Origin of the sequence: Polynucleobacter sp. MWH-Jannik1A5, assembly GCF_018881795.1 — a bacterium.
Lineage (GTDB): Bacteria > Pseudomonadota > Gammaproteobacteria > Burkholderiales > Burkholderiaceae > Polynucleobacter.
Genome location: NZ_JACVPQ010000001.1, coordinates 1,729,169 through 1,752,893, shown reverse-complemented (window position 1 = coordinate 1,752,893; position 23,725 = coordinate 1,729,169). Strand labels below are relative to the sequence as shown.

Genomic DNA, 23,725 nt, shown 5'->3' with positions numbered 1-23,725 from the left:
ATTTTTTCCAGGAGTCTTTTTAGTTGCCATTAGATATCTGCCTCCACTTCGTTGCCGCGCTCTTCAAGCCAATCGCGACGTGCTCCAGACTCAGATTTACCCATCAGCATATCCATTGTTTTAAAGGTTTCGTCTTCGGTCCAGGTGCCTAGCGTAACCGGGAGCAAGCGGCGTGTATCTGGGTTGAGAGTCGTATCCCAAAGTTGCTCAGCACTCATCTCTCCCAGACCTTTAAAGCGCGAAATCTGCCATGCAGTTTCTTTCACACCATCTTTACGCAACTTATCTTCAATAGCTTGAAGTTCGCTAGCGTCTAATGCATATATCTTTTGCGCAGGCTTCTTGCCACGCGCTGGTGCATCTACCCTGAATAGTGGTGGACGTGAAATATGCACATGACCCAACTCAATCAATTTCGGGAAATGTTTATAGAACAGCGTTAAGAGTAAAACTTGAATATGCGCACCATCGACGTCCGCATCAGACAAAATGCAAACCTTGCCATAGCGTAAATTGGATAAATCAGGATTGTCATTTGGTCCGTGAGGATCAACACCAATCGCAACAGCGATATCGTGCACTTCATTATTGGCAAACAAGCGGTCGCGCTCAGCTTCCCAGGTATTTAACACCTTGCCGCGCAATGGCAGAATCGCTTGATATTCCTTATTACGGCCCATTTTGGCCGAGCCGCCAGCAGAGTCACCCTCGACCAGAAAGATTTCATTCATGCCAATGTCTTGGCTCTCACAATCAGTCAGCTTGCCAGGCAGCACAGCCACGCCAGAAGATTTCTTCTTCTCGACTTTTTGTCCTGCGCGGGTTCTCGCTTGAGCCTGCTTGATTACTAAATCGGCTAGCTTGCGGCCGTAATCCACGTGCTGGTTTAACCATAACTCTAGAGCTGATTTCACGTATCCAGAAACCAAGCGCACTGCATCACGAGAATTGAGACGCTCTTTAATCTGTCCTTGAAATTGTGGATCTAATACTTTGGCAGACAAAATAAAGGATGCGCGTGCAAATACGTCTTCAGGCATGAGCTTCACGCCTTTTGGTTGCAATGCATGCATTTCAATAAAGCCTTTTACAGCATTAAATAAGCCTTCACGCAAACCACTTTCATGGGTTCCGCCTGCGGGAGTAGGAATCAAGTTCACATAACTCTCACGCACAGGTGCGCCATCTTCAGTCCAGCAAACCACCCAAGCTGCGCCTTCACCTTCGGCAAAGGAATCATCATCACCATTACCAGTCGCGTATTGCTCGCCCTCGAATGGCGGAATGACTTCTGCACCATGTCCTGCCTGTGCAATCGCTTCATTTAAATAGCCGCGTAAGCCTTGTGCATATTGCCAAGTCTGGGTATCGCCGGTTTTTTCTTGAATCAGCGTGACCTTTACACCAGGCAACAGAACCGCCTTAGATCGCAAGAGACGAATAAGCTCTGGCATTGGAATAGCCGAGCTATCAAAATACTTACCATCTGGCCAGGCACGAACGCGTGTGCCGTGGGATTTATCTTCTTTTGAGGATGGTCTTGATTTAAGTTTTTCTATTACCTTGCCGTCAGCAAAGGTCAATGTTGACATTTGGCCATCACGCCAAACAGTCACTTCTAATCTTTTGGATAAAGCATTGGTTACTGAAACACCTACGCCATGTAAACCACCTGAGAAAGCATAAGCACCACCAGTGCCCTTTTCAAACTTACCACCTGCATGCAGCTGTGTAAAAACGATTTCCACTACCGGCAATTTCTCAGTTGGATGCATTCCGACAGGAATACCTCGTCCGTCATCTTCGACACTCACACTGCCATCGGTATGCATGGTGACAATGATTTGCTTGCCGAATCCACCTAAGGCCTCATCCGATGCGTTATCAAGGACCTCTTGAATGATATGGAGTGGGTTATCGGTGCGGGTGTACATTCCAGGCCGTTGACGGACTGGTTCTAGTCCTTTTAGGACCTGAATCGACGATTCGCTGTATTCAGAAGTTTTACGAGTAGCCATGCGCGCAAATTGTAGTCATGTCTGAGATCCAGACCGAATTTTTCAGGTATTACCCTGTCATCCATGCCAAAATCGGGGAATGGGAGCCTTAAGTCATATTCGCGTTTTAGACCTTAGCCGAGTCTTGGCTGGTCCTTGGTGCGCTCAGAACCTGGCGGATTTGGGTGCGGATGTCATTAAAGTTGAAAGACCTGGCTCTGGGGACGATACCCGTCATTGGGGTCCTCCTTTTGCCAAAGATGCCAGCGGCAAGGAAACTGAAGAATCTGCCTATTTTATTTGCATCAACCGCAATAAGCGCTCTATCACCGTTGATATTGCCAAGCCCGAGGGCCAAGAACTCATTCGCCAGCTCGCCGCTGAATCAGATGTCGTCATTGAAAATTACAAGGTGGGCGATCTAGCTAAATACGGCCTTGACTATGACAGCCTCAAAAAAGTGAAGTCTGATCTCATTTATTGCTCCATCACCGGCTTTGGCCAAACTGGACCTTACGCACACCGCCCTGGATACGACTTCATTATTCAAGGAATGGGTGGCTTTATGAGCGTCACAGGCGAAGCCCATGACTTTGAAGGTGCCAGTCCACAAAAATCCGGTGTTGCAATCGCCGATATCTTTACTGGTATGTACGCCAGCACCGCAATTTTGGCTGCCATTGTTCATCGCGACCACACCGGCGAAGGTCAATACATCGACATGTCCTTGCTCGATACCCAAGTAGCAGTGATGGCCAATGTATCCAGTGCATACCTCACCTCTGGCGAAGTGCCAAAACGCTGGGGTAATGCTTCTCCCATCATCGTTCCCTATCAAACCTTTCCGACATCTGATGGCTGGATGATTGTGGGCGCTGGTAATGATGGGCAATTTCGGCATTTTGTGAGCGCAGGTGGAGAAGCGCATTTAGCTGATAACCCTCTATATTCCTCAAACCCCTTACGCGTAGAACATCGCAAGCAACTCATTCCGCTCTTAGAGCAAATGACGCGCAAAAAAACTAAGGGCGAATGGATTGCGCTACTAGAAAAAGCTAAAGTTCCCTGCGGACCCATTAATAACTTCAAAGAAGTCTTTGAAAACGAACAGGTCATTCATCGCGGCGTGCAGATCGAGGCTCCACACCCGACGGTTGGCAGCATGAAATTGGTTGCTAGCCCCATGCGGCTATCTAAAACGCCTACTGAAGTTCGGATGGCGCCGCCCACACTTGGGCAGCATACCGAAGAAATCTTGCATGAGCGTCTCAAGCTCGACGATAAGGCTATTGAAGATTTGCGCAACAAGGGCATTATCTAAAGCGTATGACTAAGCCAATCAGCAACGCAGGACTTTCAATGAAACAAGTCCTCATTTATGGTGGACTCATGGTCACCATGTCTATGGGTATTCGTCATGGCTTTGGTCTTTTTAACCTACCGATTACCTCAGCCAATGGTTGGGGCCGTGAAACTTTTGCTTTAACGATTGCACTGCAAAATCTCATTTGGGGTGCAGTACAACCAATTACTGGCGCCTTGGCGGATCGTTACGGCGCATTTAAAATTATGGTTGCGGGTGGCATCTTGTATGCCTTGGGCTTAGCGGGCATGGCCCTATCTAGCGATGTCATGAACTTCACTTTGGCTGGTGGCTTGCTGATTGGTTTGGCGCAAACAGCTACCACTTACAGTGTGGTGTACGGCATCTTGGGTCGCAACGTTCCTGCAGAAAAACGGGTTTGGGCAATGGGTATTGCTGCAGCAGCAGGATCCTTTGGTCAGTTCCTAATGATTCCAGCTGAGCAAGGATTGTTAAGCGCCTTTGGCGCCCAAGATGCACTTCTCATGTTGGCACTCATGGCCAGCCTAATGATTCCAACTGCATTTATGCTGCGTGAGAAGAATTTCACCCACTCTCACAATTTGGGTGATCAAACAATCAAGGAGGCATTGAAAGAAGCGATTAATAATCCCAGCTTTCGTTACCTCACCTTAGGCTACTTTGTTTGCGGTTTTCAGGTGGTATTTATTGCGGTTCATTTGGCACCCTATCTCAAAGAACTATCTACTAACTATCCAGCGGTTGGCGCCCCAGTAGTTGCCACTACCGCTCTAGCCTTGATTGGGCTCTTTAATATTTTTGGCACCTATAGCTCTGGAATCCTGGCTCAACGCTTTCCAAAGCGCTATTTACTTTCTGCAATCTATTTGGGTCGCTCAATAGCCATTACCGCTTTCTTATTGCTGCCACCAACGCCCTTGAGCACTTATATCTTTGCAGCGGTGATGGGTTTCTTGTGGTTATCTACCATTCCCTTAACTAACGGCATCGTTGCACAAATTTTTGGTGTTAAGTATTTAACAATGCTTTCAGGGTTGGTATTTTTCTCGCATCAATTAGGCAGCTTCTGTGGTGCATTCCTGGGTGGATATTTATTTGATCAAACAGGTTCGTATTTAATCGTTTGGGAAATTGCGATTGGATTGGGCGTCTTTGCCTTCCTAGTCAATCTTCCAGTAAAAGAGCGTGCCATTCATAGAGTAGCTAATGCTTAAGAAGAAGTCCGCATTTTGGAAAATCACTTCCTATGGGTTTGCTTTATTGATTTTGTTGTTTATTTTTTCAATGTACTTTGCACCCGATATGATGGTGGCCATCACAAATCAAGTATGGGCTTTGTGTGGTTGGTAATTTGTGGCTGATCATTCATTAGAATTCGCATAACACACTTTTATTTTTATCGCATCTCGCCGTAGCACAATGGATAGTGCACATGCCTCCTAAGCGTGGGATACAGGTTCGATTCCTGTCGGCGGGACCAGAAATTCATCATACTTATCCACAGGCTTTGTGGATAAATCAGCAAAAGTTTTCGTAAGTCACAGATTTGTATAGGCTGACCTAGCTTGCCTAAATTGTGTGCAGACTTGATTCCCCTTCTTTGCGCAATTACTGACCAATATTTAAGTCAGTGCTGCTGCAGTTATGTGTTAAGGAGCCAAGTTCCCTTACACTTAGGGCCATGACCAGTCTTTCAACCAGCACGCTAGCAGCCCTTGAGGAAATGCTCCAAAACACGGCGCGTTCTGCCCCTGCTGATTATTTGCCAATCTATTTATCTCGCAGCGCAATAGACGAGCAGTTGATTGGTCATCTCAATCCTGAATTCATTCCCTATTTGCAGGAATCTTTGCAAAAGGAATCTGTTCCGTACATTTCCATGGGTCATGACAAGCTCACGATTCAATTAAGTAAACCAAGAGATTTATCGAACAGTCTTTATCAGTTAGCCAATCGCATGCGCGTAGCTGGATTTATTCCTGGTTGGCGTAATGAGGATTTTGCTTGGGTCGATCAAAATGGTCACAAGTACTTTCGCATGGAGCGTGCTGCGTTTCGTACCTTTGGCTTTCGGAGTATGGCAACACATATCAATGGCTATACCCAAAGCAATACGATTTGGTTGGGCAGGCGTAGTGAAACAAAACCGACTGATCCCGGTAAGTTAGATAACTTATCTGCTGGCGGCATCACTGCAGATGAAACTCCTTGGGTTAGCGCACGTCGTGAGCTTTGGGAAGAAGCTGGCGTACCCGAGCAAATTGCGGATCAAATTGAGCCCGTAGGTCGTATTCATATGCGTCGCCCCTCTTTAGGTCGAGGCTTTCATGATGAGCAGCTCTATATTTACGACCTAGAATTAGCCGATAACTTTGTGCCAACAAACCATGATGGCGAAGTGAGCGGCTTTATAGAGATTTCCCTGGGCGAAGCTGCTGCCAGAATCTTGGCTGATGAATTTACTTCGGATGCCGCCTTTGTGACAGCTGACTTCATATTGCGTCGCAATAAGTAAGATCCTAAGCCCCAATCACTCCTTGAAAGACCTGCTTGACCGAAGTCATGCATCAAGACCCTAATTCGTGGTTAAATCCTGATTAAGGATGAAACAGGGGTGCCCTTCAGAGGTTTTTAGTCTGAAGGCGCTGAGAAAGACCCTTTAACCCGATCCAGGTAATGCTGGCGTGGGGAGTTACATCAGACCGACACCCGGTTTCGTCCATCTAAAACAGCTAGGAGATGGACATGAGTACAGGCAAGACTTCAACTAAAAACGCTAAACACGAGATTCCGAGCTTAAAAAGCTTGGAGCGCGACTTTGGGCAAAAGTTTGCCTATCCCGCCTCAACAAAAACTTACCTACAAGGCTCAAGAGCAGATATCAAAGCGCCAATCCGCATGATTGAGCAACTCCCCACTCGTGTAGGCGAAGAATTATTAGCAAATCCCCCTGTTCCTGTTTATGACACCTCTGGACCATACAGTGATCCGGATATTGTGATCAATCTTGAAAAAGGTTTGCCAAGACTGCGTGACGCATGGATTGCAGAGCGTAATGACACGATTCAATTGGCTGGCCCTAGTTCTGAATACGGTGTAGCCCGCTCTCAAGATGAAGCTACACAAAATTTACGCTTCTCTCACATCAGCGCGCCACGTGTCGCCAAGCCTGGTCACAATGTGAGCCAGATGTACTACGCCCGCCAAGGCATCATCACTCCAGAAATGGAATACATTGCGCTGCGTGAATCCATGGGCCTTGAGCAACTCCGCAAGGACCCTGCTTACAAGCAACTCCTTAAGCAACATCCTGGCAAAGGTTATGGTGCCAACCTACCTGAGATCATTACCGGTGAATTTGTGCGTTCTGAGATTGCTGCTGGTCGCGCGATTATTCCGGCTAACATTAATCACCCTGAATTAGAGCCAATGATTATTGGTCGCAACTTCCGTGTAAAGATTAACGGCAACTTGGGTAACTCTGCTGTTACCTCATCTATCAATGAAGAAGTGGAAAAGATGGTCTGGTCTATTCGTTGGGGTGCAGACACCATCATGGATCTTTCTACTGGTAAACATATTCATGAAACCCGTGAGTGGATTATTCGTAACTCTCCAGTTCCAATTGGTACCGTTCCTATTTATCAGGCTTTAGATAAAACTGGTGGTATTGCAGAAGATCTCACTTGGGAAATGTTCCGCGATACTTTGATTGAACAGGCTGAACAAGGCGTGGATTACTTCACTATTCATGCGGGTGTATTGCTTCGCTATGTTCCACTAACGGCTGATCGTATTACCGGTATTGTTTCTCGTGGCGGTTCGATCATGGCTAAATGGTGCTTGGCTCACCACAAAGAAAACTTCCTATATACCAAGTTTGATGAGATTTGCGAAATCATGAAAGCCTATGACGTGTCATTTAGCTTGGGCGATGGCTTACGTCCCGGCTGTATTGCTGACTCCAATGATGCCGCACAGTTTGGTGAACTTCATACCTTAGGCGAGTTAACTGCCAAAGCATGGAAGCATGATGTACAAGTCATGATTGAAGGTCCTGGCCACGTACCAATGCAGCGCATTGAAGAAAACATGACAGAAGAGCTCAAGCATTGCTTAGAAGCGCCTTTCTACACGCTTGGACCATTGATCACAGATATTGCCCCAGGTTACGACCACATCACTAGCGGTATTGGTGCAGCCCAAATTGGTTGGTACGGCACGGCCATGCTTTGCTATGTCACACCAAAGGAGCATTTAGGCTTGCCAGACAAAGAAGATGTCCGCGAAGGCATCATCACCTACAAGATTGCGGCTCATGGTGCTGACTTGGCTAAAGGCTTACCGGGTGCTCAAGTACGGGATAACGCTTTATCTAAAGCCCGCTTTGAATTCCGCTGGGAAGATCAGTTCAATCTCGGCTTAGATCCTGAACGTGCGCGTGAATATCACGATGCTACTTTGCCAGCAGAAGGCGCGAAGATTGCGCACTTCTGCTCGATGTGCGGTCCGAAGTTCTGCTCCATGAAGATCACTCAAGAAGTTCGTGACTATGCAGCAACATTAGATGCGGATGGCAATCCTAAAGCGAAGGTCATTCCGATTACTGAAGTAGCGGATGCGTCTAAAGGCATGGAAGAAATGTCTGCGGAGTTCCGCAAACGCGGTAGTGAGATTTATCAGTAACTACTGATTTATACGATGGCAAACAGCTTGAACCTCTCTCAAAGTAAGTATGCAATTGTCGGTGGCGGCCTCATGGGTCGCTTGCTGGCAGTTGCCCTTGCTAGGAGCGGTGCTCAGGTTGAGTTATTCGATAAGGGTGGTGCTGAGGGGGCACATGCTGCAGCACGAATTGCGGCGGCAATGCTGGCGCCATTAGCGGAATCGGCAATTACGGAGGACTCTGTTGTCCGTATGGGCTTGCATAGCCTGCCTCGGTGGAAGGAGCTCATTTCTGAGTTGTCTGATTCAGTTTACTTTCAGCAAGATGGGACGCTTATCCTCTGGCATCGACAAGACGCTAGTGAAGCTGAGCGTTTTGCAGCGCATCTAGAAAAAAACTGCCGCTCTAACTCGGATTTAAGCGCACCACAAAAGTTAAATAGTGATGCTTTACGTGATTTAGAACCAGGTGTTGCCGATCGCTTTACTCAAGGCATGTACTTACCTAATGAAGGTCAGCTAGATAATCGCCAATTACTCAATGCACTTGCTAGTGAGCTCAAGCTATTGAAGGTGAATTGCCATTGGCACACGGAAGTTGACCCGCAAGAGCTACGTCGGCAGTCTAGCTACAAAGCGGTCATTGACTGTCGCGGCACTGGCGCAAAAGAGTCCTGGTCTTCTGGTGACAAGCCTAATACCTTGCGTGGTGTTCGTGGTGAGGTGGTGCGACTTTATGCGCCCGAAGTTAAACTGCGCCGCCCCACAAGATTGATTCACCCACGCTACCCAATCTATATTGCCCCCAAGGAAAACGATATCTACGTGGTGGGCGCTACCGAGATTGAATCCGACGACCTCTCAGAGATGAGTGTGCGCTCTGCGATGGAGCTACTGAGTGCGGTCTATACCATCCATAGCGGCTTTGCAGAAGCCCGTATTTTAGAAATGGCAACGCAGTGTCGCCCTACTTTAAAAAATAATCTTCCAGAAATTCGGGTGAGAAAAGAAAAAGGGTTGGTGGATTTGATCATGATCAACGGCCTATACCGCCATGGTTTTATGATTGCTCCGGCAGTTTTGGATTGCGCTTTGCAGTTGCTGGCAGAAGGTTCTAGCAAGACCGCATTGGAATTGGGTTTAAGCATGACGCAAGATGACAATCAAGTTGAGGCCATATGCGCGTAATCGTGAATCAAGTGGAGTACGACTTACCAAGTCAAAGTCTGGTGAGCGATGCGCTAGCGCTGATTAACGCTAAACCGCCCTATGCTGTTGCTGTGAATCTGAATTTTGTACCCAAGACAAAGCATCAAGAGTTTGTCTTGAATGAGAATGACCAAATTGAAGTGATCGCCCCCGTTACTGGCGGGTGATGCAATAACGAACTGACTTAATATGAACGCCCCATTACCTAGCAATCTCAGTAGCGCTGATACCCTCGTTCTATATGGCGAGAGTTTCGCTAGTCGCTTGCTATTGGGAACTTCACGTTACCCCTCTCCTCAGGTTTTAGAAAATGCTGTGCAGGCATCTAATCCAGCCATGATTACCGTGAGCTTGCGTCGTCAAGGCACTTCCACCGCTGAATCGCATAGTGGCTTCTGGGAATTACTCAAAAAGATGGCCGTACCTGTACTACCTAATACAGCTGGCTGCCATAGTCCGCAAGAAGTCATTACCACTGCACAAATGGCCCGTGAAGTTTTTGAAACGGATTGGATTAAGTTAGAACTCATTGGTGATGACTACACTTTGCAACCCGATGTTTTGCGCTTAGTACAAACTGCTGAGACTTTAATTAAAGATGGCTTTAAGGTCTTGCCATATTGCACTGAGGATCTGATTTTGTGCCAACGTTTAGTCGATGTGGGTTGCCAAGCAGTAATGCCATGGGCAGCACCGATTGGTACAGGCCAAGGACCTTTGAATCCATATGCCATGAAACTCTTGCGCGATCGTTTGAAAGTGCCGCTCTTAGTCGATGCGGGCTTAGGCCTTCCTTCGCACGCATGTACCGTGATGGAATGGGGTTTTGATGGTGTACTCCTCAATACCGCAGTGGCATTGGCCGACGATCCTGTAGTCATGGCCAAAGCCTTTGCAATGGCGGTAGATGCAGGACGTGCAGCCTATTTATCGGGCGCCATGAAACCCCAAGCATCAGCTCAAGCCAGCACGCCTTTGGTGGGAACGCCTTTTTGGCATCAATCGTAGTGAACTTCAGTACACTGAACTGATGAGCTTAATACGTGATCTTGCCGACCAAATCGTTGCAGCGCATCGCAATGCGGATCTATGCATTCCGATTCCGACCTTCAGCTTAAACACGCCACCACCACAGATAGATAACGAGGCGGCAGTTGATCATTACGAATTGGCTGGCGCCTTAGCTGCCATTGACATGGGCTTTATCGAAGCGGATGCCAAAGTTCTTGGTAAAGCTTGGTCACGCATGACTTTGCAGGATGGGGGCTTTAATCCATTTAAGTGGCCCAGCAGACCAGAACATTTTGATTTGCTCCCTTGGACTCGCAATATGAATCCCAATGCGTTTAAGGAGTGTCCAAAACGCTTAGGCTTATATGGCGTGATGCCAGATGCTGATTGGGTGAAGCGCATGGTCGATGCAGAAATTCCGACAGTGCAATTACGATTTAAATCCGAAGATAAGTCCAAGATTCGAAAACAAATCAAAGAATCTGTTGCCGCAGTTAAAGATAGTAAAACACTGCTATTTATTAACGACTATTGGCAAGAAGCAATTGATGCGGGCGCATATGGCGTGCATTTAGGTCAAGAGGATATGGAAGTGGCTGACTTAGATGAGATTCGTGCGGCAGGTTTGCGCTTAGGCTTAAGTACCCATGGATATGCGGAGCTTGCCTATGCAGATCGTTTCTGCCCAAGCTATATCGCCATGGGCGCAGTATTTCCGACGAACTTAAAGAAGATGCCTACAGCACCACAAGGTCTTGGTCGTCTATATCAATATGCCAAGCTCATGAGTCACTACCCGCTAGTGGCTATTGGCGGCATTGATCAAGACAGTATTCATGCGGTCGCTAGAAGTGGTGTGGGCTCAGTAGCTGTAGTCAGAGCCATTACACAAGCCAAAGATCCAAAGGCTTCGGTCAAACACTTGCAAGAATTAATGCAAGCTTAAGTAAAAATAGCTTTAACAATATTTTTTAGTACTTATCTTTCTCATCCAAAAGCGCGGTTGGATAAAAGTCGTGCATGTGCCATAAAGGCCCAGGACCCTCACCAATACTTAAGAAACGACCCGCCTCAAGACCTGCCTCTACATAGGCAATTGCCTTAGCTACTGCGTGGCTGAGGTCATGACCATCAGCAAGGTATGTAGCGATTGCAGAGGCTAATGAACATCCAGTGCCATGGGTATTTACCGTATTTACACGATAGTGTTTGAATTCTTTTGTCTGCACTACTTCCAAACCATCTTCGATGGTGCGCCACATTAGGTAGTCTGTAATTTGGGTATGCGTGCTATCAAGATGTCCGCCTTTAATCAGCACTGCCTGTGGTCCCATATCAAGCAATTCTTCGGCGGCCAGTTTGAAATCATTGGGCCCGCGAATCTCACGACCTAGCAATAAAGAAGCCTCATCTAAATTGGGCGTAATCAATGTTGCAATTGGAAACAATTCAGAAATCATGGCCTGCGCAGTGTCATCACCACCCAAACTTGCACCAGAAGTCGCTCGCAATACAGGATCAAGAACAATACGTTTCACGCCGTGCTTGCGTAAAGATTTAGCTACGATCTTGACTATTTCTGGGCTGGCCAACATGCCAATTTTGACAATATCAGCCCCAATATCCAATAAAACTGCATCAATCTGAGCCTCAACAATATCTAGATCAATATCCTGAATACGCGTGACACCCAAGGTGTTTTGAGCAGTAATTGCGGTTATCACCGACATGCCATAGCCACCAAGGGCAGTGATGACCTTGAGATCGGCTTGGAGCCCCGCCCCGCCGCCGCTATCAGACCCAGCAATCGTCAGTACTTTGGGGATCTGCACAGAAGTGGGAAGAAGTGATTTCATCTTGCTATAATATCGGCTTATTCCTCGATAGCTCAGTCGGTAGAGCGCCGGACTGTTAATCCGTAGGTCCCTGGTTCGAGCCCAGGTCGAGGAGCCAAATTAAAACCCTGTATGCCTAATAGCTACAGGGTTTTTTCTTTGGTGGGCACCCTGCCCAGCCTAAAAAGTCTTTTGTTCTACCTCTTTGTCCAATTTTTGTACAAGGAGAAATGAATGAATCAAACGCATAGGTCGTTAGTCCAAATCTGGCTATCTACGACTATTTCTTGGAAATCGACCCCGAATTCCATACTATCGGATGTGCTTACCAAAAAGGCACATCAATGAACCCACAATCTAGCCAATATAGAAAAGACGATAAGGAGCCTCACCTCTTTCTCCGCTCCCTGAAGAGTGGCGCTAAATCGTGGGTATACAGAAGAACCTTCAAAGGTAAGGCCTGCTTTCTAACATCGGGGCTTAATCCAGATGCACACCCCATTACAGAAGCTAGGAGCTGGGTAAAGCGAATCAATGCAAATCTAGAGCTTGGTAACGAGGTTGAGGGCTTAGATTTCACCGCCAACAATCAAGAAGATGCCAAACTTGGCATTACGCTTGGAGAAGCCTTTAAGCGTTATGCAAATGAGCACACCAGAAAAAATAGAAAAGGTGAAGTGCTTAACCTTTCAGACCGCTCTAAAAAACAAATATTGGGCTTGATTGCCCCAGGCATTACAGCTGATCAGTCCCGAGCAGCATTTGGAAATGCCAAAAAGGCAAGAAAACCCGGCCCTCTATTTGAATTCACCAATACGAAACTTAAGGACCTCGGCGCACAAGAGCTACTTGAATGGTACAAGGACTATTCAAATAAAGCCCCAATAAGATCTGCGTCTGATGCAGCATGGTTAAAGGCTGTGCTATCTAACTCCAAATTTCCCATAGCCAAAAATATATTCGTAAAAGGTCATGAAAGCTATGTGACCCTTAACAAGTCTTCCTCGGATGAAGGCCGGCTATGGAGATCTGGACTACCTGAATTTTGGGCGCAGCTTAACGGACTTAAAGATCAATACCGAGACGCTGTTAATTACATAAAGTTCTTGCTATTGACGGCGAAAAGATCTGAAGAGCCACTTCGCCCTACGGTATCTGACTTCAATCCCAAAATGAAAACATTAACCATTAGGGAAATGAAATCTAGGACGCCTCACGTAATTTATTTGTCCAAACAAGCATTAGCAATCATTCAAGAGCAATGTGCTGGCAGGAGTCCAACTGAAAAGATATTCCAAGTAAACGAGGGGCGGGTTGTACTTACTCAGATCAATAAAGAGCTTGGACGCGAAGGTGAATACGCATATAGACCAAAAGATATGCGGAAATGCTCAGCGTCGATTGCTCGTTATAAGAACATCCCCTCCCATTTGGTCCAAGCAATGCTGGACCACTCACAGACTTCAACAATGGACCGCCATTATTCGGTAGATCCTGAATCCGTAGCCGAAGCATGGCAAACCCTAGCAAATCTTGTTGAAGAAATTGCGGATCAGACAACACCTATGAAAGGTAGTAAAGATGAAAACTGAAGTTAACTTAACTGACCAACCCATGCGTTCGCATGAAGTTGGGTCCATGCTCGGCAAAACCAAGAGATGGGTAGATCGCAACAGAGTGAGCATGGACCCAATACCATGCTCTTGGATTGACAAAAGGACCCCCGTCTACTTAAGGAGCGATGTTATTTCTTGGGTATCAAAACGGAGGATCTCCAAATGATCAACTGGAACCACGGCTGCGGTTTTAAAAGATATTCATCGGATGATTTTGAAAATGGATTAATTCCGAAAATTGAAAAAGATTCTCGCGAATGGGTGAGTATTTATGATCGGATGAGTCCATTTGGCATTTCTGGCTATACCTCTAAATATTTATGCGAGAAGTGCAAGAAAACTGGTGAGGGGCTGATGTCGATCGGCCAAAAATACAAAAGGAGCATCGGAGAAGTAAGGTACGTTTACATGAACATGTGTTTTGGCTGCGCCATCCCATTATGTAAATTTCCGAATGAAGAAGTGAGTTACATGTTGAATAGAATCGACAAGCAAAGTTCGGGCCTTTTATCGGGTGAAATTTGGACCGAAAGCTATTCAAGAAAATCTGAATGGGTAAATATTGAAGGCGGCTTTTATAACGTGGGTCCTTATAAAGGGAGCTCCAAACTATTTTGGGCTCGTAATCCTAGCGGATTCTTGCCTCATAAATTTCCCACGCTCATTCATGCAAAAGCAGCTGTTATGAAAGAAACTATGGAGGCAATACCGATATACAGGAAAAAAATAGTGGCTCTATACGATCCAACCTCAACTCAACCAAAATCCGAGGAGGAGGAACTCTATCTATATAACGATTTGTAGCCACCCTTTTATTTCAGCTGGAAATAAAAACATATGCCCAACTTGACCGACTTGACAGACTAGACCACATACCGTCGAAGCCACAGATGTAATTAGCACCCCCGGTTAGTAAATTCGACACCCATCTCGACGCACAAGCTGCGTGACAAATGGTGATGGTTCCATAACTTTTATTTAGGAACCGATATGTTAAAAAAAATAATTGAAGCATCACAAACAAAAAGTAGCATGGGAGTTAGTAATGCTGACTTTTTAAGCGCCGTATGTGGCGATAAATTCCCGATGGGAAAGTACCCTGCCAGAATGATTTGCGGGAAAGTCCTGGGGAGTTTTGAAGCCAGAGTGAAGGCAGCCGGGATTCGGGGTATCCCCATTAGCAATTTATCCCAGATTCCCTCTTCTCCAGATTCAAATAACTATTTCTGCATTAGCTCGTTTTTGCCGAGCGAAATGAGCAAAATTGTCGGTATTGACGGCCTGGAGCATAAAACAGCACTTTGGAGCAGAAAAAGTGAGTTTTTCCATCAAATGAAATGTATCTCGCTGGATGACCTTGGGAAAAAAGTTAATTTAAATTCAGTTACCCTTCCTCCTTCGGCGATTATCGAAACAAGCCCTGGAAACTATCAGGCCCACTACTTTCTCGCTGGTGACGACACATACAACAGAACGAAGTGTGAGAAGGTAATAAATGGTCTAGCCGATGCAGGCCTTACCGATGGTGGAGCTAAGGGCTTAAATCGATTCATGAGACTTCCCGTGGGCTCGAATAGTAAAAAACATCTTACTGAAAAAAATGGTCAATATTTTCAAACGAGACTTATTCACTGGGAGCCAAAAAAGATTTATGCCCTGGATGAATTGATCTCCCATTACAACTTGAGCTTGAGACCATTTGGAAATCGCCGGATAAAACAGATAGATATCGGGGTTCAGTTAAAACAAGATGTAGATCAATATTGGGAAAACTTACTTTCAAAAGTTGAATCAAAAAATCTTATCGAAGGTGTAAATTTAAACAACGAATGGATAACAGTCGAATGCCCATGGTCAGAAAATCACACTGACAAAGCCGCACGAATAGCTGGGCTAGCTTCTCCAAATATACGTAATGGCTGGATTGGCGCTTTTCACTGCTTCCACAGGTCATGCCGGGATAAGAATCTCAAGGATCTTTTTGCATTTATAGGTCAAGGAGGCATAAATGCCTGCAAATGACAACCTCGAAGAACAAGCAGCTGAAATTACAAAGGCATTGAAGGCTAAACGCAGATCAGATCAAAAACTTGAGAATCAGCTTATCGGCGAGGGGGACGTAGTACCCTTGGCTGAGTTGATCGATCTTGAGGAGGCACTAAGGCGATTTGTCTTCATTTCGGATGGGTCTTTCATAGGAGATTTAAATTCCCCAAATTTTGTTACTAGCAAACAGGATTGGGTTAATGCAATGCTGGCATCAAGTGATGAAGTACCCTCCAAGCGGAATGTGTCTCAATTTGATGTTGTTCAGATCTCTAAGCTATGGCTTTTTTCACCAGAGAGAAAGACTGTTCAAACGCACTCATTTAAAGCAGGAGGTCCGGTTTTCATAAACGACCCTCAGGGGCGACCCGCTCTGAATTCCTGGCGAATGCCATGGAGAGAGGACAATCCTAGTGATTGGGAAGCGCGGATCCAGATTTTTCTTGAGCATATAAACTTTCTCTTTGACTCACAGGCGCCAAGATTTCTGGACTGGTTGGCTCATATCGAGCAACAACCAGAAATTTTGCCCCATACAGCCTGGCTCCATATCTCTCGATCGTTCGGATTGGGGAGAAACTGGGTGGCATCTGTTCTAGTTAGACTGTGGAAAGGCAATGTTGCCGCTAACGTTGACTTGCCTGCCCTACTTAATAGCGGCTACAACGGTCACCTTTCGAGAAAGATATTGGCTATCGTCGACGAAATTCGGGAAGGAGGTGGAGAGGCTAGATGGCGGCATGCCGAGAAAATGAAATCTCTCATTACAGAAGAAACTCGGGTTATAAACCCAAAATATGGGCGCCAATCAATTGAGTACAACTCATGTAGATGGCTGATGTTTAGCAACCATATTGCTGCCATTCCTATTGACCAAGGTGACAGGAGGTTTGAGGTGGTCTATACGGAAAAGGAGCCTAAAGAAGCTCAGTACTATATTGCTCTTTATAAGGCCTTGGAGGATCCACTTTTTATAAGAAGTGTCGGGCACTATCTTCGGATGCGCGAAATTAAGGATTTCAATCCAGGTCAAAAGGCTTCCATGACCGATGCAAAACAGCAAGCAATCGAGGTCAGTCTCTCTGATTCCGATGAGTATGCTCGTCTCATAGCAGAGCATTGGCCTAGCGACCTCATCGACGTCAAAGACATCAAAACGATTTTTTCGGGGTATGAGGATAACGGGAGGCCAACTGCAGCGCAGCATCACTCGCTTCATCGAGCCAATATCAGAAGATATTTAAAAAGGGTTAAGGTGTCAGAAAGAGAAGCTGTAACCGTTTACGTAATTAGAGAACATGAAAAATGGAATGGTCGCAGGCCCTTTGAACTCAAAACTGAATTGGACCGACTCCAAGATATCAAACGCAAAATTAATAGCCGTGAAAAGCTTGACTTGTATGTCGCTGATAAAGAGAGTCTAGGTGAAAAATCTATTGAAACAAATGGTGAATAGATGGGGGGGTCCACCCCCCCCTTTTTTTATCTGCAGGATGATGATCGGGACACCAGTACACATGGGGACACTTGTTTTTAGGGACTATCTTTTTCTTAAAAATTGAATAAATACTTTCTATAAAACTTCAGTACACACGTGTACTTGTGTACCGATTATTACTTCCAAATGTGGTGCGTATTCCATATAGTTAAAGCATCTGAATAGAACGGTATCGAACAATGCAACCAACTACCCTGCCGCCACCGAAGAAAAAAGGTGGGCGAAAAAGAAAGGCAGACGGACAGCCCCTAGGTGAGAGTACCTTAAGAACACGTGCATTTCAGGAGCGGAAACGCTTTGAATCTGTGGCGACTGAAATTGCTCAAGAAGCGCTTGTATATCAGCTAAAGAGCATCGCTCCCAAAGACTTACCTGAATCGGCACTAGAAAATGCCCACTCAAAGGCTCAAAGAGCTCTAGAAATCGTAATTAATAATGCTGAAGGGATTACGCAAGCCCTTGTTGATAAAGCTCTCAGTGGGGATATTCAAGCCTCTCAACTTTTAATAAATCGATTCCTTCCCGAGAGAAAGCAACTCCTAAAATTTAGCATCCAACCTACCGTCGATCAAACAGCTCACTCAATTGTTACGGCTGCTGCAACAGGCCAAATGGATGCTGATGGTGCCTCAAAAGCTATGGCTCTGCTTGAAAAAGCTGGCTCTGTATCTCTAAGCGGTGCGATAGTAGACCGCATATACTCACTCCAAAAGCAAATTGAAGAAATTTCTTCGAGAGAGGCACAGAACAACATCGCTCAAATTGACATCGTGAGCACGCTCCCATGAGCTCGAAACTTGAGGAGCTTACTAAGCTGCTAGATTCGATGCAGGCAGCCCTGCAACAGGCTCAAGGAGGGTCGTTTAAAACAGCCCTAGTTTTTATCCCCATCTTCGGTCCTAGGCCCTCTAAATGCGAATTGGTACAAATGCTCGCAGCTCAAAACTTTAGCGCTACGGAGACCCTCATTACTTTTCATAGGTCACCTGAAGGAAGAAGTGACATCATCCTAGTATCAACACCGGAATCAGATAGAAATGTCCCTGGATGGAAATGGTACAAGTCTGAGGGAATCGACAAGCCAGAAGGTTGCCTTTACAGGTTTAGCCCCGCACTGAATGCAGCATTCAAGGAATGGAGAGAATTAGCACCTACGGATTTGTAATCCGTAGGTTGAGAGCCCTAAAGGCATATACATGAGGGTAAAGATGATACCCGGGCTTATCGTGTACAAGATTAGGTACAAAATCCGCAAGAGTACTACTATAAAAGCACTAAGCCTCAAAGTGATGTCAGCCTGATAAGAGGAGTCTGATTTAAATAATTCTGTATGCTAAACGGATAACCAAACCGTTGGCAGCCCTGATTCGCGCCCTATTAAATATCGTAACTAGGCCTCAAAATGCACTAAACATAGTAAATTTAAGGGTAAAGCAACTGCTTGAGGGTTGGTTTAAGACCTGATAGAATAACGACAAGGACTGGGGATTCTCGGTCGACAACTAGCTCCGGTTTACCGGGGCTTTTTGTTTTTATGGTCTACGGAAATTTCTTAAGACCGTAACCATCAGTCTTCCCATTCTTCTTAAGTAGCTTCGACTGCAAAACATCTACAGCTCTGTTAGATTGACCAGGCCTGAGTACAGATATTCCAATTGGTCTTGCGACTAAATCAGCAATTTGCAATCCAGCGGCATTAGACTTTTTATCCGAGAACACAACTTCAAAATTAAATTTCTCACCATGGAAATTTGAACCATCACAGATTCGGCGAAATTCTAACTCCAGGTCATCATCCTCAGCTTTGCCTCTTTTTTCAACAATGACATGTAATTTTGGATTGAAATGCTCAACCTGACCAAGATGAACGGCAACACTTGGCTCAATCCATTCTTTTTGTTGAATCAGAAAGTTTCTTACCCTTTCAAGCCCAAATTCAAGGCCTAAATGATAGGGGTTTATGGGAGAAGAATACCTCTTTTTATGCCCATCTTTATCAATTACGACGCATGCCAAATGAAATGGAAGTCCAGCAATAATTGTGGTCAATTCATCCAAGAATGATACTTTGATAGCAGGATTTTTAAGACCTGAAAAGGCGCCAATATCCTTACGAATATCACGCTCATGCAAGATAACTTGGTCATGACCAAAGTGTTTGAATTTGAACCTCTGTATTGCTGGTGTCAATGAGCTGACATATTCATCTTTTTTAACAATTAGAAATGCAAGTACAAAGAGTGGGTAATTGGGGTCTATATTACCCATAGATGGAGAGCCGCTCTCATCAACAAAAACCATGTATTCACTTAGACTCATTGATACCCTTTATATATTCAGTCAATAATAATTCATGAATTCACTTACAACAAAGCAAAGATTATTTATCTTAAGATTGAATCATCATCAACCATCGGAGTGGCGCACCGTTGGTAATTTGGCTATCAAAAAAAGGGTTGGTAAAAATGACATTAAGTCATAATTAATACATGTTCATATTGCCTACTACAGCTCCCCTATCCCTCACTTCTGCTCAACTAATGCAGCAGAGATCCTTGGGCAATTAACTGAAAAGCATGGGTTTGCATTAGAGATCCAACAAAGAGTTGCCTGGCAAGAGCAAATTAGACTTCTTAAGCATTCACTTCGGGACCTCGAAGTGGGGTCAATTTACTTCGAATTCTCAACCCCGCGCATGGGAAAAGGGCTGATGTTGTCCTAATTATCTCGGGAGTTATTTTTGTCATTGAGTTTAAGGTTGGGGCATCCGAGCATGATAGAGCTGCCATAGACCAAGTTCATGACTATGCTTTGGATCTGAAAAACTTTCATAAAGGGTCACACAGCACTTACGTCATCCCCATCCTCATTGCTACCAACTCAACTCCTAAGGGATTGCCGTCTATTAAATTAGCTAATGATTTGGTTGCCACCCCGATATGCCTAACGTCAAATGAGTTAATGGAGTTTATTTCAAGCGCCCTACAAGTGCTCCCTCGCACTGAAATCGATCCAGACAAATGGTCACAGTCAGGTTACCACCCTACACCCACCATTATTGAAGCTGCGCAGGCGCTATATCGAGACCATCAAGTGGAAGAAATCACTAGATCAGATGCTAGCGCACATAATCTAACGGTTACTACAAATAAGATTTCCCAAATTATTGAAGTCTCAAAGAAAAACAATAAAAAATCAATTTGCTTTGTTACGGGAGTTCCAGGGGCAGGGAAAACACTTGCCGGGCTCAATATAGCGACAGTGCGCGCCAAGGAACACAACGACGAACATGCAGTCTTCTTGTCTGGAAATGGCCCTTTAGTTGAAGTGTTAAGAGAGGCTCTAGCTAGAGATGAATCCATAAGAGAGGGTATCCCCAAGAAAGATGCGCATCGTAAGGTTGCGAGTTTTATTCAAAATATCCATCACTTTCGTGATGAGGCCCTCAAGTCGGAGCTTGCCCCATATGAAAAAGTAGTTATTTTTGACGAGGCACAAAGAGCCTGGGGCAAAGAACAAGCCAGTAAATTTATGCAACAAAAACGTGGGTATCCTGATTTCAATATGTCTGAACCCGCATTTCTCATAGGCGCAATGGATAGGCATCACGACTGGTGCACCATTGTTTGCCTTATTGGTGGCGGTCAAGAAATCAATACAGGGGAAGCCGGTATCTCCGAATGGTTAATCGCCCTTAAAGAACAATATAAGGACTGGGATATATATGTATCCAATAGACTAAATGATAGAGATTACTTCTGGGATCCTGAACTCAGTGAATCGATCTCCAAAATCGCTTGTCAATATGAACCAGAATTACATCTATCTGTTTCAATGCGCTCGTTTAGAGCGGATGCTCTTTCTGAGTTTGCTAGCCATGTAATTGAGAATCAACCCGAGAGAGCAAAAGAAGCCTATTTGCGTATTGCTGATCGGTACCCTATCGTATTAACCAGGGATATGGGCGCAGCAAAAACGTGGGTGCAATCCCAAGCAAGGGGTACGGAGAGATATGGTTTAGTTGCCTCTTCAGGGGCTATAAGACTTCGGCCCGATGGTATCAACGTAAAAGACAAGATTGATGCTTCAGTATGGTTCCTGAATGACCAATCAGATATACGAACATCGTTTTATTTGGAAGAAGTTGCAACTGAGTTTGACGTTCAAGGGCTGGAGTTGGATTGGATTATTGTCGGCTGGGACGCTGATTTCCGCTATAAGAATAACGCATGGAATCATTACAACTTTAGAGGAACAAGCTGGCAAGGTGTGCATAAGATGCAGCGCAAGCTGTACCTCAAGAATGCATATAGAGTGCTTTTAACTCGAGCACGGCAAGGGATTGCCATATATGTGCCTAAAGGCGAGGTATCGGACCATACGCGACCTCCCGAATTCTACGATGAGACCTTTAACTATTTAAAGGCGTGCGGAATAAAAGAGTTATAGCTATAGACCCCAGGGGGTATCAAACCGACGTGGGGGGTATCCGATTTCCGAGCAGCCTGATATATGAACGGTTTAGAAATTTTTGAATTCGATTTCAAGTGCCTCTAGATGCAAGTATTTTCATCGGATCTATAGTCCATTGCTCGCAGATCTATCCAGTAGATTGATGATTTGCCGAGCATCCAAAAATAGCCCTCCATGTTATGTCGAGTCAACGGGCTGTGCGAATTTTGATACCCCCCACAATTTAAACAGTTTTAATTTTTGTCAACTTGATAGACGTTCTAGAGGCTCCCATACCAGAAACTCCATGGAGATTTAAAGGTTTCACGCTTTATAATTGGAAGATGAAAAAACATGTTTTTGCACTCCTCTTCTCTACTCTATTAAGCATTTCCTACGGCGTCATTGCCGCCCCAGAAGCTAGTAGCTCCAGCGCCTCAAATATCAACTTCTTTGCTACAGTGAATAGCACCATGCTCACAAAAGGCTTGCTGGATCTCAATATCAAAGCAGCTGTTGCACAGGGCCAGAAAAATACTCCCGAGCTCCAAAAAACCTTAAAAGATGAGTTAATTAATCGTGAGCTTTTAGCCCAACAGGCTGAGCGCATGGATCTGGAAAAAGGCATTGATTTAGATGATCAATACACCCAATTACGCCAAACCCTACTCATTCAGGCATTAGTGGAAGCGCACTTTAAGAAGTCCCCTATTACCGACGCCCAGTTACGCGAAGAATACGACCGCCAACGAAAATTAACTGGCGATGCCACTACTGGTTTTCAATACCGAGTTAGCCAGATCATTGTTGTTAATGAATCCGATGCTATAGACCTTATCAATCGCATCAATAAGAGTGAACTTTTTGGTAAATTAGCCCAGCAATACTCTATTGCCGATGGCGCTAAGAGTAATGGTGGACAATTGGGTTGGCTATTCCCAGGACAACTTAGCCCGGAACTGCAGCAGCTAGTATCCAAATTGAATAAAGGGGCAATCTATGGCGCCCCTATTCAAGTACAAGGTGGCTGGGCTATCATCAAACTAGACGATAAGCGCAACTTCAAGCTACCAGGGTATGAAGAATCCAAACCTCAATTACGTCAAGCCTTTGTACAGCAATACTTAGTTGAGACTGTTAAAGACCTTCGTGGACGCGCTAGAATTACCCAGTAAACAAGATAGCCTAGATCATGATGTCCTGAAGACGTCTTGATCCTGGCACAGGCTGAAGCGGCTGTGCCGGCAAAGGATCTACCGGTTTTGGTAGCGTCCTTTTTGCGTTGCCCGCTTCTTGCAATGCTTTCCTCACCGCCTCAAAGCCGCCATTCAAGCTATAGCGAGAGACGCCAAAAGAACCGTTTTGAAGCGGTACTGCAAAGCTCACCAAACCACCGCGCTTAACCTCATCTAGTACCACATTAAATGGTTCGAGGATCTGAAAGAGTACCCCGTTTATTTGAGCGCACTGCATATTAAGAGACGCTGCATTACCCAACCCACTCATCAAGATAGGCGATTTACTCCCCGGATGGCATCTTAAGCTGTCATGAAGGTAGAACATGCACTGGTCTGCCTGACAGTAAATTCCAAAAGAGGTTGAGCCCGCACTTGTTGAGGCCTCAATAGACCCAGGGGAGGTTTGAACAATCCAATTGCCGATAACTACCCTCTCAATTGCCCATAGATATCCACTAAAGAAAGTCAGTAGAAAGGCAAGATAAAGCCTTCTTAAGAAAGACTTCATTACTTCTTTCTCAGAAATTCAGGAATGTAGATATCGTCATCCGGACTATTATTAAGCCCCTCAATATGCTCAAAGCTAACCCCCAGCACTTGGGCATAAGTTTGAATTGCCACAAGGAGATTGGATTGTGAGCGCGCAAAAGCCAATGTGTCACCGCGCTCTATCGCTGTTAATTGCACAACTGAAAGATCGCATTGCCTAGCAAGTATGGCTAAGTTATGACCTTGAGATTCTCGGGCTTCTTTGAGCAGTCTACCTAGATTGCGTCCATGCTTCGGGGTGTTAACTGAAACCATGAAATCACG

The 23,725-nt window shown here is 45.3% G+C and carries 21 protein-coding genes, 2 tRNA genes and 1 riboswitch; of the genes, 18 read left to right on the top strand and 5 right to left on the bottom strand.

Translation table 11 applies throughout. The annotated features are described in order from the left end of the window. Positions 1–29 precede the first annotated feature (29 nt). The gene (locus tag ICN23_RS08875; RefSeq protein WP_216231781.1) at positions 30–2,018 is read right to left on the bottom strand and encodes a DNA topoisomerase IV subunit B; all 1,989 of its coding nucleotides are present in this window, start codon (positions 2,016–2,018) and stop codon (positions 30–32) included. A gap of 79 nt (positions 2,019–2,097) precedes the next feature. Between ICN23_RS08875 and ICN23_RS08870 the strand changes: the two genes are divergently transcribed. The 9 genes from ICN23_RS08870 to thiE all read left to right on the top strand — a co-directional run bounded on the left by ICN23_RS08870 (position 2,098) and on the right by thiE (position 11,173). Beyond that, complete coding sequence (locus ICN23_RS08870; RefSeq protein WP_216231780.1) at positions 2,098–3,318, top strand: CaiB/BaiF CoA-transferase family protein; 1,221 nt, start codon at positions 2,098–2,100, stop codon at positions 3,316–3,318. Between the two features lie 5 nt (positions 3,319–3,323). Beyond that, entirely contained in the window at positions 3,324–4,556 is a 1,233-nt protein-coding gene (locus ICN23_RS08865; protein WP_216231779.1) for an MFS transporter, read from the top strand. Between the two features lie 191 nt (positions 4,557–4,747). Next, positions 4,748–4,822: transfer RNA gene (locus ICN23_RS08860), tRNA-Arg, on the top strand. Positions 4,823–5,023: 201 nt separating this feature from the next. After that, positions 5,024–5,857 carry an NUDIX hydrolase family protein gene (locus ICN23_RS08855; protein ID WP_216231778.1) on the top strand — a complete coding sequence of 278 codons (834 nt, stop codon included), beginning with the start codon at positions 5,024–5,026 and terminating at the stop codon, positions 5,855–5,857. Between the two features lie 85 nt (positions 5,858–5,942). Continuing rightward, positions 5,943–6,050: riboswitch (TPP riboswitch) on the top strand. A gap of 37 nt (positions 6,051–6,087) precedes the next feature. Beyond that, positions 6,088–8,028 (top strand): phosphomethylpyrimidine synthase ThiC, encoded by a 1,941-nt coding sequence (thiC, locus tag ICN23_RS08850; protein WP_255532740.1) that lies wholly within the window; start codon positions 6,088–6,090, stop codon positions 8,026–8,028. 15 nt (positions 8,029–8,043) lie between these two features. Then, the gene (locus ICN23_RS08845; RefSeq protein WP_216231777.1) at positions 8,044–9,195 is read left to right on the top strand and encodes an FAD-dependent oxidoreductase; all 1,152 of its coding nucleotides are present in this window, start codon (positions 8,044–8,046) and stop codon (positions 9,193–9,195) included. Then, positions 9,186–9,383, top strand: coding sequence for a sulfur carrier protein ThiS (thiS, locus tag ICN23_RS08840; protein WP_216231776.1), 198 nt, complete (start codon positions 9,186–9,188; stop codon positions 9,381–9,383). Before ICN23_RS08845 ends, thiS begins: the two co-directional genes overlap by 10 nt. Before the next feature lie 22 nt (positions 9,384–9,405). Next, positions 9,406–10,224: a thiazole synthase gene (locus ICN23_RS08835; protein WP_216231775.1), complete on the top strand. Its 819-nt coding sequence runs from the start codon at positions 9,406–9,408 to the stop codon at positions 10,222–10,224. A gap of 22 nt (positions 10,225–10,246) precedes the next feature. Next, positions 10,247–11,173, top strand: coding sequence for a thiamine phosphate synthase (gene thiE / locus ICN23_RS08830; protein WP_216231774.1), 927 nt, complete (start codon positions 10,247–10,249; stop codon positions 11,171–11,173). A gap of 25 nt (positions 11,174–11,198) precedes the next feature. Here the strand turns inward: thiE and thiD are convergent, their stop codons facing one another. Further along, complete coding sequence (thiD, locus tag ICN23_RS08825) at positions 11,199–12,083, bottom strand: bifunctional hydroxymethylpyrimidine kinase/phosphomethylpyrimidine kinase (RefSeq protein ID WP_216231773.1); 885 nt, start codon at positions 12,081–12,083, stop codon at positions 11,199–11,201. Between the two features lie 21 nt (positions 12,084–12,104). On the opposite strand from thiD, the gene ICN23_RS08820 reads away from it, so the two are divergent. The 7 genes from ICN23_RS08820 (at position 12,105) to ICN23_RS08790 (ending at position 18,387) form a co-directional block, all read left to right on the top strand. Further along, a tRNA-Asn gene (locus ICN23_RS08820) sits at positions 12,105–12,180 on the top strand. 226 nt (positions 12,181–12,406) lie between these two features. Then, positions 12,407–13,654 carry an integrase family protein gene (locus tag ICN23_RS08815; protein ID WP_216231772.1) on the top strand — a complete coding sequence of 416 codons (1,248 nt, stop codon included), beginning with the start codon at positions 12,407–12,409 and terminating at the stop codon, positions 13,652–13,654. 186 nt (positions 13,655–13,840) lie between these two features. Then, positions 13,841–14,482, top strand: a complete 642-nt coding sequence (locus ICN23_RS08810) for a hypothetical protein (protein ID WP_216231771.1) — start codon at positions 13,841–13,843, stop codon at positions 14,480–14,482. 186 nt (positions 14,483–14,668) lie between these two features. After that, positions 14,669–15,700, top strand: coding sequence for a DNA-primase RepB domain-containing protein (locus ICN23_RS08805; RefSeq protein WP_216231770.1), 1,032 nt, complete (start codon positions 14,669–14,671; stop codon positions 15,698–15,700). Then, positions 15,687–17,180, top strand: coding sequence for a DUF5906 domain-containing protein (locus ICN23_RS08800; protein ID WP_216231769.1), 1,494 nt, complete (start codon positions 15,687–15,689; stop codon positions 17,178–17,180). Before ICN23_RS08805 ends, ICN23_RS08800 begins: the two co-directional genes overlap by 14 nt. 221 nt (positions 17,181–17,401) lie before the next feature. After that, positions 17,402–18,010 carry a hypothetical protein gene (locus ICN23_RS08795; protein WP_216231768.1) on the top strand — a complete coding sequence of 203 codons (609 nt, stop codon included), beginning with the start codon at positions 17,402–17,404 and terminating at the stop codon, positions 18,008–18,010. Continuing rightward, positions 18,007–18,387: a hypothetical protein gene (locus ICN23_RS08790; protein ID WP_216231767.1), complete on the top strand. Its 381-nt coding sequence runs from the start codon at positions 18,007–18,009 to the stop codon at positions 18,385–18,387. The genes ICN23_RS08795 and ICN23_RS08790 overlap by 4 nt, the downstream gene beginning before the upstream one ends. 374 nt (positions 18,388–18,761) lie before the next feature. Here the strand turns inward: ICN23_RS08790 and ICN23_RS08785 are convergent, their stop codons facing one another. Continuing rightward, positions 18,762–19,541 carry a DUF3800 domain-containing protein gene (locus ICN23_RS08785; RefSeq protein WP_216231766.1) on the bottom strand — a complete coding sequence of 260 codons (780 nt, stop codon included), beginning with the start codon at positions 19,539–19,541 and terminating at the stop codon, positions 18,762–18,764. A 642-nt stretch (positions 19,542–20,183) separates the two neighbouring features. On the opposite strand from ICN23_RS08785, the gene ICN23_RS08780 reads away from it, so the two are divergent. Together ICN23_RS08780 and ICN23_RS08775 are read left to right on the top strand one after the other, a co-directional pair. Continuing rightward, positions 20,184–21,671, top strand: a complete 1,488-nt coding sequence (locus ICN23_RS08780; protein ID WP_216231765.1) for a DUF2075 domain-containing protein — start codon at positions 20,184–20,186, stop codon at positions 21,669–21,671. A 347-nt stretch (positions 21,672–22,018) separates the two neighbouring features. Then, positions 22,019–22,849: a peptidylprolyl isomerase gene (locus ICN23_RS08775; RefSeq protein ID WP_216231764.1), complete on the top strand. Its 831-nt coding sequence runs from the start codon at positions 22,019–22,021 to the stop codon at positions 22,847–22,849. A gap of 10 nt (positions 22,850–22,859) precedes the next feature. Here ICN23_RS08775 and ICN23_RS08770 read toward each other — a convergent pair whose 3' ends face one another. Both ICN23_RS08770 and ICN23_RS08765 read right to left on the bottom strand, forming a co-directional pair. Next, complete coding sequence (locus ICN23_RS08770; protein WP_216231763.1) at positions 22,860–23,420, bottom strand: hypothetical protein; 561 nt, start codon at positions 23,418–23,420, stop codon at positions 22,860–22,862. Then, on the bottom strand, positions 23,420–23,716 hold the full coding sequence (locus ICN23_RS08765) for a RodZ family helix-turn-helix domain-containing protein (RefSeq protein WP_216231762.1): 297 nt from the start codon (positions 23,714–23,716) through the stop codon (positions 23,420–23,422). The genes ICN23_RS08770 and ICN23_RS08765 overlap by 1 nt, the downstream gene beginning before the upstream one ends. Positions 23,717–23,725: the final 9 nt, after the last annotated feature.

Bases quoted from the DNA above. Each gene is read 5' to 3' on its own strand.
- thiE (WP_216231774.1), top strand. From the start codon at position 10,247: ATGAGCTTAATACGTGATCTTGCCGACCAAATCGTTGCAGCGCATCGC.
- thiS (WP_216231776.1), top strand. From the start codon at position 9,186: ATGCGCGTAATCGTGAATCAAGTGGAGTACGACTTACCAAGTCAAAGT.
- ICN23_RS08815 (WP_216231772.1), top strand. From the start codon at position 12,407: ATGAACCCACAATCTAGCCAATATAGAAAAGACGATAAGGAGCCTCAC.
- ICN23_RS08770 (WP_216231763.1), bottom strand. From the start codon at position 23,420: ATGAAGTCTTTCTTAAGAAGGCTTTATCTTGCCTTTCTACTGACTTTC.
- ICN23_RS08865 (WP_216231779.1), top strand. From the start codon at position 3,324: ATGACTAAGCCAATCAGCAACGCAGGACTTTCAATGAAACAAGTCCTC.
- ICN23_RS08835 (WP_216231775.1), top strand. From the start codon at position 9,406: ATGAACGCCCCATTACCTAGCAATCTCAGTAGCGCTGATACCCTCGTT.
- thiD (WP_216231773.1), bottom strand. From the start codon at position 12,083: ATGAAATCACTTCTTCCCACTTCTGTGCAGATCCCCAAAGTACTGACG.
- ICN23_RS08845 (WP_216231777.1), top strand. From the start codon at position 8,044: ATGGCAAACAGCTTGAACCTCTCTCAAAGTAAGTATGCAATTGTCGGT.
- ICN23_RS08765 (WP_216231762.1), bottom strand. From the start codon at position 23,716: ATGGTTTCAGTTAACACCCCGAAGCATGGACGCAATCTAGGTAGACTG.
- ICN23_RS08780 (WP_216231765.1), top strand. From the start codon at position 20,184: ATGGAGTTTATTTCAAGCGCCCTACAAGTGCTCCCTCGCACTGAAATC.
- ICN23_RS08875 (WP_216231781.1), bottom strand. From the start codon at position 2,018: ATGGCTACTCGTAAAACTTCTGAATACAGCGAATCGTCGATTCAGGTC.
- ICN23_RS08785 (WP_216231766.1), bottom strand. From the start codon at position 19,541: ATGAGTCTAAGTGAATACATGGTTTTTGTTGATGAGAGCGGCTCTCCA.
- ICN23_RS08855 (WP_216231778.1), top strand. From the start codon at position 5,024: ATGACCAGTCTTTCAACCAGCACGCTAGCAGCCCTTGAGGAAATGCTC.
- thiC (WP_255532740.1), top strand. From the start codon at position 6,088: ATGAGTACAGGCAAGACTTCAACTAAAAACGCTAAACACGAGATTCCG.
- ICN23_RS08805 (WP_216231770.1), top strand. From the start codon at position 14,669: ATGTTAAAAAAAATAATTGAAGCATCACAAACAAAAAGTAGCATGGGA.
- ICN23_RS08795 (WP_216231768.1), top strand. From the start codon at position 17,402: ATGCAACCAACTACCCTGCCGCCACCGAAGAAAAAAGGTGGGCGAAAA.
- ICN23_RS08800 (WP_216231769.1), top strand. From the start codon at position 15,687: ATGCCTGCAAATGACAACCTCGAAGAACAAGCAGCTGAAATTACAAAG.
- ICN23_RS08810 (WP_216231771.1), top strand. From the start codon at position 13,841: ATGATCAACTGGAACCACGGCTGCGGTTTTAAAAGATATTCATCGGAT.
- ICN23_RS08790 (WP_216231767.1), top strand. From the start codon at position 18,007: ATGAGCTCGAAACTTGAGGAGCTTACTAAGCTGCTAGATTCGATGCAG.
- ICN23_RS08870 (WP_216231780.1), top strand. From the start codon at position 2,098: ATGGGAGCCTTAAGTCATATTCGCGTTTTAGACCTTAGCCGAGTCTTG.
- ICN23_RS08775 (WP_216231764.1), top strand. From the start codon at position 22,019: ATGAAAAAACATGTTTTTGCACTCCTCTTCTCTACTCTATTAAGCATT.